7 protein-coding genes, 1 tRNA gene and 1 pseudogene are annotated in these 9,082 nt (G+C 63.7%); 3 read left to right on the top strand and 6 right to left on the bottom strand.

Translation table 11 applies throughout. The features are described from left to right. Window positions 1-35: 35 nt before the first annotated feature. From MF270_RS23130 to MF270_RS23115, 5 genes and pseudogenes are all read right to left on the bottom strand, one after another. Entirely contained in the window at window positions 36-1,733 is a 1,698-nt protein-coding gene (locus MF270_RS23130) for an AAA family ATPase (protein ID WP_238368157.1), read from the bottom strand. 322 nt (window positions 1,734-2,055) lie between these two features. Then, entirely contained in the window at window positions 2,056-3,585 is a 1,530-nt protein-coding gene (locus MF270_RS23125) for a site-specific integrase (RefSeq protein ID WP_238368156.1), read from the bottom strand. 54 nt (window positions 3,586-3,639) lie between these two features. Further along, window positions 3,640-3,786: pseudogene (locus MF270_RS28465) on the bottom strand (DUF6538 domain-containing protein); the annotation flags it as partial. A gap of 64 nt (window positions 3,787-3,850) precedes the next feature. Continuing rightward, window positions 3,851-3,926, bottom strand: a tRNA-Ala gene (locus MF270_RS23120). A gap of 95 nt (window positions 3,927-4,021) precedes the next feature. Beyond that, a complete protein-coding gene (locus MF270_RS23115; RefSeq protein ID WP_238368155.1) occupies window positions 4,022-4,342 on the bottom strand; it encodes a TIGR02300 family protein in 321 nt (106 codons plus the stop codon). Window positions 4,343-4,442: 100 nt separating this feature from the next. On the opposite strand from MF270_RS23115, the gene MF270_RS23110 reads away from it, so the two are divergent. Genes MF270_RS23110 through MF270_RS23100 form a run of 3 tightly spaced genes read left to right on the top strand, consistent with a single transcriptional unit; the run spans window position 4,443 to window position 7,014 of the window. Continuing rightward, window positions 4,443-5,135: a M48 family metallopeptidase gene (locus MF270_RS23110; RefSeq protein WP_238368154.1), complete on the top strand. Its 693-nt coding sequence runs from the start codon at window positions 4,443-4,445 to the stop codon at window positions 5,133-5,135. 32 nt (window positions 5,136-5,167) lie between these two features. After that, window positions 5,168-5,824 (top strand): GntR family transcriptional regulator, encoded by a 657-nt coding sequence (locus MF270_RS23105; RefSeq protein WP_238368153.1) that lies wholly within the window; start codon window positions 5,168-5,170, stop codon window positions 5,822-5,824. Next, a complete protein-coding gene (locus MF270_RS23100; protein ID WP_238368152.1) occupies window positions 5,824-7,014 on the top strand; it encodes a cation:proton antiporter in 1,191 nt (396 codons plus the stop codon). The genes MF270_RS23105 and MF270_RS23100 overlap by 1 nt, the downstream gene beginning before the upstream one ends. Here the strand turns inward: MF270_RS23100 and MF270_RS23095 are convergent. Further along, window positions 7,011-8,987: a lytic transglycosylase domain-containing protein gene (locus MF270_RS23095; RefSeq protein ID WP_238368151.1), complete on the bottom strand. Its 1,977-nt coding sequence runs from the start codon at window positions 8,985-8,987 to the stop codon at window positions 7,011-7,013. The two genes, MF270_RS23100 and MF270_RS23095, sit on opposite strands and share 4 nt — an antisense overlap. Window positions 8,988-9,082: the final 95 nt, after the last annotated feature.

Here is a 9,082-nt window from a genome sequence, read left to right as displayed (position 1 = left end):
CGACCATACACCTCGATGGCCACCCGGGATTACACCTATGAAGGCGCAGAAATTACACCACGTGCGCGGACACTAACGCGGATCATGTCGGCTAGTTCTTTGATGCGACGCTTTAGGTCAAGCACATCAAGTCTTGCGTCTAACTCGCATACGCGCAACGCGGCCCCGACTTTGTCCCCTTTGGTGTAAATCCTACTGCTTTCATCTTTGGGCTTCTTCCGCACAAAGTAGAAGGCGTGATCGTATTGGCTGACCTTGTGAGGTGCACCGTAAATGGTGGGATGGCACGCTTTGAGGGCGGCTTGAAGAACATCCGGCAGCACGTAGTTCTCAATCTCGCGGCCCTTGGTGATCCATGCAATTCCTCCACCGCTTTTGAATTCCGCCTTTAGCCGTGCGGCTGCGGGCTTCAGCTTTGCGCCTTTCCTGTCTTGGTCACTGTCCATGACGATGGCGAGGTTTCGGTTCAACTCCCTCAGCCGAATGAAATCTGTAGCAGCATCGTCGTCAGCGCTGAGGTGGCTGACCAGCCCTCCACCGTAGAACAAGATGCTGTAGTGGACACCCTCCTGGAGTTCTGGGGCGACAGCTTTCAGCCAATGTCTAATGTAAATTCGGTCTGACGGGCCCTCCACCCAAACCACGGCATTCGCCTGCATGATGTCCGACGCCCGGTACCCAAGTTCCTCAACAAGGTGCCGCCTTTCGGTCTTGAGTAGAGCGGGCCTCACGTAAGTCTGGATGCCGTCGTTATGCACGTGAAACACAGACGCACCCTCAGTGTCTATGAAAGCTGCCGAGTGAGTTGCGATGAAGTACTGGTTAGTCGTGTGGTCTCGCAGGTAATTGACTAGTTTGCGTTGAAGTACCGGGTGCAAGTGTATCTCGGGTTCTTCTATGCACATGATCTTTTCTTGATGGATCGTACAGAACGCCGCTATCAATATGACTTCATGGATGCCTGTCCCGAGCGCAGAAAGGGGGAGAACTTTGTTGTCCATGTGGACAAGCAGGTGCTGCCTGTTGCTGGGCACCTCAAGTGTCGCATCCTGCTTTCCTGTAACCGTGCGCACAAAGTCATTGATCTTGTCAAAGATCTTCTTCCGCTCTTGTTCATGGTGGTCGGGGTTTTGAATTTCGGCCAAGTGATCAATGAGACCCTTGCCTGTTAAGTCGTCAAAGGTTTCGTCTCTAGGCCCCAACTGGCGCTTAGCCGGTATCATCATGCTCTTGGGGTAATTCGGTTTACTTAAAGTAACGGCATAAAGTATTGTCTCTTGCACGGCTTTGTTTATGGTCGTCGAGTTGCCGTTGCGGGTAATGTGTCTCCGTAGGTGCACCCATTCCGAGTTCTCAAGCCACTTAGCTGCGGCGTCCCAGTCTGGCAGGAATAGGACGTCTGGAAAGCTACCTGATCCGAGGGGGGGGCAGAGCCAGAGGTGGCCTGCGTTGCAGAGTTTCTCGGATACAATTCGAACAGCCTTGTCTACAATTGCCCTCATCTCTTCTGTTTGGTTTGAAATCTCCGCTCGCTCCAGAAGCGCCGCACGAAGGCTGCTGCTTGGTACGCCAACTGCTGCCATGAACCTACCTGTCTTTGGACCCCGGTAAATGTCAACTGATCCAACCTCGGGTGCGATGGCGTCGCTGCTGGTTCCAAATGGCAAATGACCGTGGAGAAAGTTCAGGATAATTGACTTCCCGGCGTTGTTCTCGCGGATAAAAAAATTCATGTCCGAGAGTGGGGCAATAAACTGCGCCTCGGGTCCGACGCCTCGAAAGTGCTGCAATGCTATGGCTTCTACATATACTGGCATTAGTCGGTCCAAGTGGTGTCATTTTATCGGATCGAGACACATGTGTGCATCGGGTGCAAGTATCCTTGGTTCAGCCGGGGGTAATGACGATGCTGCGGAATGTGGCCCAGTTCAATGCCTGAGGTCGACAGGTCGAGAGTTGGCCAGGACTGGCTGTCCTAGAAATCGTCGGCGTTCGCTCCGATCAACAGTAGCATTGCCGCCTACGGACAAGCGATGTCGAACTCAGTGACTTCAACTAAGGGTGACGCCACACTTGTTGAAGGGACAGGTTAGGGTAGCTCACTCGCTCCATAGCTTCTAAGAGAACTGGCAGCGGTGCGTCGCCAGCTCCGTAGCGGCCAGCCATGCCATGTAGCGAGTGCCCTTGCAGAATATCTGCAATGTCAGGCATCACACGGCCCCGGCGACATGCGTCCTTGAAGCCGTGGCGGAATGAGTGGAACGACGTCTTCTCAGTCTTAGCCCCAATTGTCTTGAGGTAATTGGAGAAGTCCTTGGAGGGTCGGTCAGAAAAGTAGCCGTTCGGCCCTTGAGTGAGCGTTGGGAAGACCCTGTCTGCCCCCTTCGCACGTAGTACTGCTGCTGCGTACCGAAGAAAGCCGACGTCGACTAGCTGCGGGTGTATCGGTACCTTCCGTGCCTTTCCGGTCTTGATCCGCTGTGCGTCGTCGCCTTCGCGCAAGTGCAGGAAGGGAATACCGTCTTCCTCGTCAACGTCCTCTTGCCGCAGTTGGCAGAGTTCGTTCAGACGCGCACCTGTGTAGAGCCCCAGGAGGGGTAGCCAGAACCAACTGGTGCCAGTCATGTCAGTATTGCCCGGCTGCGCTCTGAACCGTTCGGACTTGCACCCGGTAAACAGTGGGCTCGAAAAGATGGTTTGCAGTTGTTCCTTGCTGAAGGGGTCAGCCTCGTCTCTTGCTCTGACCTTCTTCGCGACCTTCATAGGTCCAAAGATGTCGGGCACCGTCTCGTCAAGCTGCTTGTCGGCCCAAGTCCAAAGTGACTGCAGTCGCCCGAGTGCCTTGTTGACCGTGTTGGTCGAGATCACTGCGAGGCCGTGACGCTTGGCTGCTGCTACTGCTTCTCTGGGTGGCAGGTTCTGGGTCTCTGTGTACTTCTGGCGGTTGGCCGGTAGCTCCTGTAGAACTGCCTTGAACTCTCTGGCATCGGTCTTCTGGTAGCTGAGAATGGGGCGGTCGCCTGCCAACTCTAAGAAGAGGTGCACCCAAGACGCATAGTCTTTTCTGACCGTCTCAGCCCATTCGCCCGCCCGGAGAGCCTGCGCCTCCCGATCCGAGAACAGTTGGGACAGGAGAGGCCCCTGCGCCTTCTGAGCGGGCTCCTGAGCGCCTACTTTGCTCGCCACGCCGTGACTATGCGCGGCGGCGAGGTGGGCAGCCAGAGGCTCGCTCCGGGGCTCTGAGAAGTCATAGGCTTCCAGCCGCTCGCCATGCTCGGCAATCTCTTTGAACGCCCCGATCCGGCCAAGGCGAATTTCATTCAAGACCTTCGGGATTTGCGCGTCGTAGTCGCCGCGCGGAAGTCCTGAGGCCGAAAAAAACCGATTGAGTTCGTCACGGGCAAACTGTGACCCCATGGTCTTCCAATACTCGGCATTGCCTTGCTGCAGCAGGTCAAGAGCGCCACGGGTGCTTTCCTTCTCCTGTTCGGAGAATGGGCCCAGCTTGTCGCGGCGAAGTTTGCCTGCGTCGAGTTGGGAGCGAAAGTACTCCATCACTGCCGCCCGGAGTGTCGTGTGGTCCATGCTTGTGTCTTGAAGTCTTGAGTTCAGAGCCAAGCCGCAGCTTGAGAGATGTCGCGCCAACATGCCAGCCTCTTTCGGGCATCTTGTGCCAAGAGACAGGCGCACAGTCTTGCGGGACGTTGTCTGAATGTCAGTGGGGACGGGCCAGCGAAAGTAGAAGATGCCGTGCCGGGACTTGCTCAGGTACGCATGTAGCTTCATCGTGTGTCACACCTTGGTGTCACACCACTCTAATGTTCAGCTATCATGTTGAACTGAAAGGTTTTGGTGGAGCCTAGGGGGATCGAACCCCTGACCTCTTGCATGCCATGCAAGCGCTCTCCCAGCTGAGCTAAGGCCCCATCGTTGCGGCCCGTTCAGGCCGTGCGCCGCTATCTAGTTAAAGCCGGGGGCGGGATCAAGCGGAAAAATCCAGCCCCCGGATGCTTTTTTCGACTTACTCGTCGTCTTCCGAGGACACGTCAGCGATCTCGTCCAGCGAGACGTTGTCGTCTTCTTCCTCGTCGTCCAGCAGGTCGTCGTCGATATCCACATCGACGTCGTCATCATCGAGGATGATGTCCTCGTCATCCGTCGAAGCCTTGGCCTTGGCCGATTGTGCATCCTCGGCGTCCGCGGCGATCATGCGGCTCTTGCCGGTGTCCACGTCAACCACTTCCCCTGTGTAGGGGCTGATGACGGGGGTCTTGTTCAGGTCGTAAAAGCGCTTGCCCGTCGTCGGGCAGACACGCTTGATACCCCATTCTTCCTTGGGCATGGGTCATCCCTTTCCATGGTTCGGGTCATGTCGACAATCCGCGCCAACTGCCATATCGCATGGGGCGAGTCAAAGGCTTTGCACGCATTTCCGAGGGCATATGGGCGAACATATCCTGCCGGGCAACCCCCCTGTCGCACTTATCCTGCGTCGGTCGTCCCGGGCGCGGCGAATCTCGCTGCGGGTTTCGGGGCTGGACGGGCGCGTGACGCTGACCCTGCCAAGGGGCGTGAGCGAGCGCGAGGGCCTTGCCTTTGCCCGCGAAAAGGAGCGCTGGCTGCGCGGGCACCTGGCCAGCCAGCCGGGCGATGTGCAGGTCGTCCCGGGCGCCGTGATCCCGGTCGAGGGCGAAATGCTGGAGATTCGGCAGGGCGCCGGCCGGTCGCTCAAGCGGGCCGAGGGTGCGTTGCTGGTGCCGGGCGATCCGGCCCAGGCGGGCGCGCGGGTGCAGGGCTGGCTCAAGGCACTGGCGCGGGACCGGCTGGCGGCTGCGTCGGATCGGCACGCGGCGACGCTGGGACGGGGCTATGCCCGGCTGACCCTGCGTGACACGCGGTCGCGTTGGGGCAGCTGCTCCAGCCAGGGCGCGCTGATGTACTCCTGGCGGCTGGTGCTGGCCCCGGCAGAGGTGCTTGACTACGTGGCCGCGCACGAGGTTGCGCACCTGGCGCACATGGACCATTCGCGGGCCTTCTGGGACCAGGTGACGGCGCTTTACGGCGACTATTCCGCCCCGCGCGCCTGGCTGCGGACCGAAGGCTCGGCGCTGCACCGATACCGCTTCGGCGCTTGACCAGACGACGGTTTGTGATCACAACGCGGGCCATGACCACCGTCCAGACCCGCCCCGCCGAACCCCCTGCCGGCTCTGCCCATGACCGCGTCTACCGCGGCCTGCGCACGCGTATCATGCACGGCCAGCTGGCGCCGGGGCAGGCGCTGACCCTGCGCGGGATCGGCCAGGAGTTCGAAGTCTCGATGACCCCTGCGCGCGAAGCGGTGCGGCGGCTGGTGGCCGAGGGTGCGCTGTCCATGTCCGCCTCGGGCCGGGTGGCCACGCCCGAGCTTTCCAACGAGCGGATCGAGGAACTCGCCGCCCTGCGCGCCCTGATCGAGGTGGAGCTGGCCAGTCGCGCCCTGCCGCGCGCCCATATCGCGTTGATCGAGCGGTTGCAGACCATCAACGGTGCCGTGTCGGACGCCGTGGCGCGGCACGACGCGGTCGCCTATATCCGCACCAACCTGGAATTCCACCGCACGCTCTACCTGCGCGCCCAGGCGCCGGCGATGCTGGCCATGGCCGAAACCGTCTGGCTGCAACTGGGGCCGACCATGCGCGCGCTCTACGGCCGGTTGCGCCGGAAAGAGCCGCCGCATTACCACCGCCTGATCATCGCAGCACTCAAGGCCGGGGACGAGCCCGGGCTGCGGCTTGCCGTGCGGTCGGACGTGACCCAGGGTCTCAAGATGCTGGCCAGCTGATGATGGGGCTGGGGACGATCTTCATCACGCTCGGCGCGCTCTTCCTGTGCGGCCTGGTCGCCGACCAGGTCGGACGCCGCACCATGTTGCCGCGGGTCACGCTGCTGCTGGGGCTGGGTCTGCTGGTCGGCAGCGCCGGGTTCGACCTGCTGCCGCCCGAGGTCGCGGCGCTGTACGATTTCCTGTCGGTGGCGGCGCTGACCATGGTGGCCTTCCTGCTGGGCGGGGCGCTGACGCGCGAGAACATGGCCGCCCATGGCAAGGCGATCCTGTGGATCTCGCTTTGCGTCGTGCTGGTCACCGTGCCGCTGGTGGCCGGGGCGCTGTGGCTCGTCGGCCTGGCCCTGCCGGCGGCGCTGGCGCTGGGGGCGATCGCGGCGGCGACCGACCCGGCGGCGACGGAGGATTCGTTGCGCCAGGCCGGGGCCAAGGGACCCTTTGCCGAGACCCTGCGCGGCGTGGTGGCCATCGACGACGCCTGGGGCATGATCGTCTTTTCGCTGGTCATCGTGCTGGCCCGCATAGTCGTGGGCGAGCCGGGCGAAGCCGGCAGCGAAATGCTGGCCGAGGCGCTGGTCGAGATCGCGGGCTCGCTGGCGCTGGGGGCCGCTGTCGGCTTTCCGGCCGCCTACCTGACCGGCCGCCTGACCCCGGGCGAGCCGCAGCAATCCGAAGCTTTGGGCGTCGTCTGCCTGACCGCCGGTTTCGCCATCTGGCTCGACCTGTCGTTCCTGCTGGCCGGGATGGCGGCGGGCACGGTGATCGTCAACATGGCCCGCCACCACGACCGCGCGTTCCACGAGATCGAACACGTGCAATGGCCCTTCATGATCCTGTTCTTCATCCTCGCCGGGGCCTCGCTCGAGGCCGAGGCGCTGGCGCAGGTGGGCCTGCTGGGCGTCGTCTATTCCGTCGGCCGGATCGTCGCGCGGGTGATCGGCGGCTGGGCGGGGGCGCGGCTGGGCCAGCGGCCACGGGCGGAACGCGCCTGGTACGGCACGGCGCTGCTGCCGCAGGCGGGCGTGGCCGTGGGCATGGCGCTGGTGGCGGCGCAGGAACTGCCGATGTACGGAGACCTCATCCTCACCATGGCCGTCGCCACGACCGTGGTGTTCGAGCTGATCGGCCCCGTCGCCACCTTTTTCGCCGCCCGCCAGGTGGCGAAGGTCAGCAAGGCAGACACGATCTAGCGGTCGGCGGTGGGCAGTAGCGTCGTGCCGACCAGTTCCTGCGAGAACGGTACCGGGTGGGGCGCATGCCCCAGCCGGGCGCGGTAGACGGGCAGGCTTTCCGCCACGCGCATCACGTAGTTGCGGGTCTCGTCGAAGGGGATCGTTTCGATCCAGTCGATCACGTCGATCTCGCCCCGGCGGGGATCGCCGTATTGCTCCATCCAGCGGCGCGGGCGGGACGGGCCAGCGTTGTAGCCCGCCGACATCATGACCACGTTGCCGTCGAATTCGCGCGCCAGCTTGGAAAGGTAATGCGCGCCGAGCCGGGCGTTGTAGGACCAGTCCGACAGCAGCTTGCCGCCGTCATAGCCCAGCCCCAGCTCTCCGGCCATGGCCTGGGCGGTGGCGGGCATGACCTGCATCAGCCCACGGGCGCCTGCGCCCGAGACCACGCGCGGGTCGAATTCGCTTTCCCGGCGGGCGATGGACAGGACCATCTCGGTCGGGACGGGGTGCTGCATCTGCGCCACCGGGTGGATGGCGTAGTAGGGCTGCGCCACCTCGATCCCGAACTGCGCCGCGCGCTTGCCCAGCATCACGCCGATATGCGGCTGGCCCAGCGTGTCGAGCATGGCGCCCATCTGGCCCATCCCCGTCCGGTCCTGGCTTTCCGCGAGATGGGTGATGAAGCGTTCGGCCACGGCGATCTCGTCCGCGGCCAGCAGCAGGACGAAGGCATCGAAGACCGAGCTTTTCGTGAAACCCGCCTGCTGCCAGTCGCCGAAATCTTCGTCTCCGGCCAGCTTGGCGTCGAACGGCAGGCCCCCCGCCTCGGCGGCCAGCAGCCCGTAGAAGCTGGTCTGGTAGGCCGCGCCCTCGGCATAGGCGGCGCGGGCGCCGTCGGCATCGCCGGCCTCTTCCAGCGCGCGGCCCAGCCAGTAGCCGGCCCGTCCGATGGAAATCGGCGTTTCCACCGCGCCGCGGAAGGCGCGGAAATGCTGCGCGGCCAGCGCGGGGTCGTCCAGCTTGCGCAGGGCAAGGAACCCGGCAAGCCATTCCAGCGAGGCAAAGGTCGACCCATCCACAAGGTGATGGTTCGCGGCCACCGCATAGGCCGTCCGCATATCGCCGTCGCGCATCAGGTCGCGCGCAAGATCGCCGCGGCGGCGCGCCCAGGGGTCCGGCTCGCCCAGCGTCTCGAGTGTCGCGGAATGCGCCACCAGCAGTTCGAGCGCATCGGCCGTCCGCCGCTTGCGCATCCGCCATTCGTAGCGCTCGTAGGCCAGGCCCGGGTGATCGGCCAGCGAGGCGGGCACGGCCGCGATCAGGCTGTCCACGTTGCCGGCCATGTCGCGCAGGCCAAGCCGCGCCAGCGCCAGCGCTTTCCAGCCGTCGCTGACCAGAGGCAGCATCCGCCGCGCATCGCTTTCCCAGCCGTTCCACAGCGCGTGGTCCAGCCGCGCCTCGTGATGCGGGGCCAGCAGGTCGGACCAGCCGGCCAGCATCCCGGCTTGCTCGGTCTCGCCCATCTGCATGGTGCGCCAGGCCAGCACGATCTCGATCTCGGCCGCGCCCCGGTCGCCGCGCCGGTCGAGCGCCCCCGCCAGGGCCAGCGCCCCGGTGGCGGTCTGCGCGGCCTCGCCGTCGAAGAAGGCGAGGATCACCTCGTCCGACGCCCCGGCGATCGCCGCCTCGGACTTGCGGCGCAGCCAGTCCATGCCGGGCCAGTCGGGCCGCTCGGCGATGAACTCCATCACATGCTCGGGGGCGCCGCGCCCCGCGCGCAGCCGGTGCCATTCGATGATGTCCACCGCGACCTTGCCGTCGCCTTCGGCCAGGCGCCGCGCCTCGGCCCAGTCGCCGCCGCGCATGGCATCCATGGCCTGCGCCAGGGGACGCGGTGCGGCCTCCTGCGCGCGCAGCGCCGCCCCGCCGACCGACAGGCCGACAAGACACAGGACAAGGCTCAGCAATCGCAAGGTGGCTTGCATTTCTCACGTCTCTGGCGGATAGACACCAAACTTTAGCCCGTGCCCCCGCATGCCTCCAATCACATTGGCGACAGGGCGGCGCAGACCCCGGACCG

Origin of the sequence: Mesobacterium pallidum, assembly GCF_019966535.1 — a bacterium.
In the GTDB taxonomy this organism is placed as follows: domain Bacteria; phylum Pseudomonadota; class Alphaproteobacteria; order Rhodobacterales; family Rhodobacteraceae; genus Mesobacterium; species Mesobacterium pallidum.
This window is presented reverse-complemented; position numbering and strand designations above follow the sequence as displayed.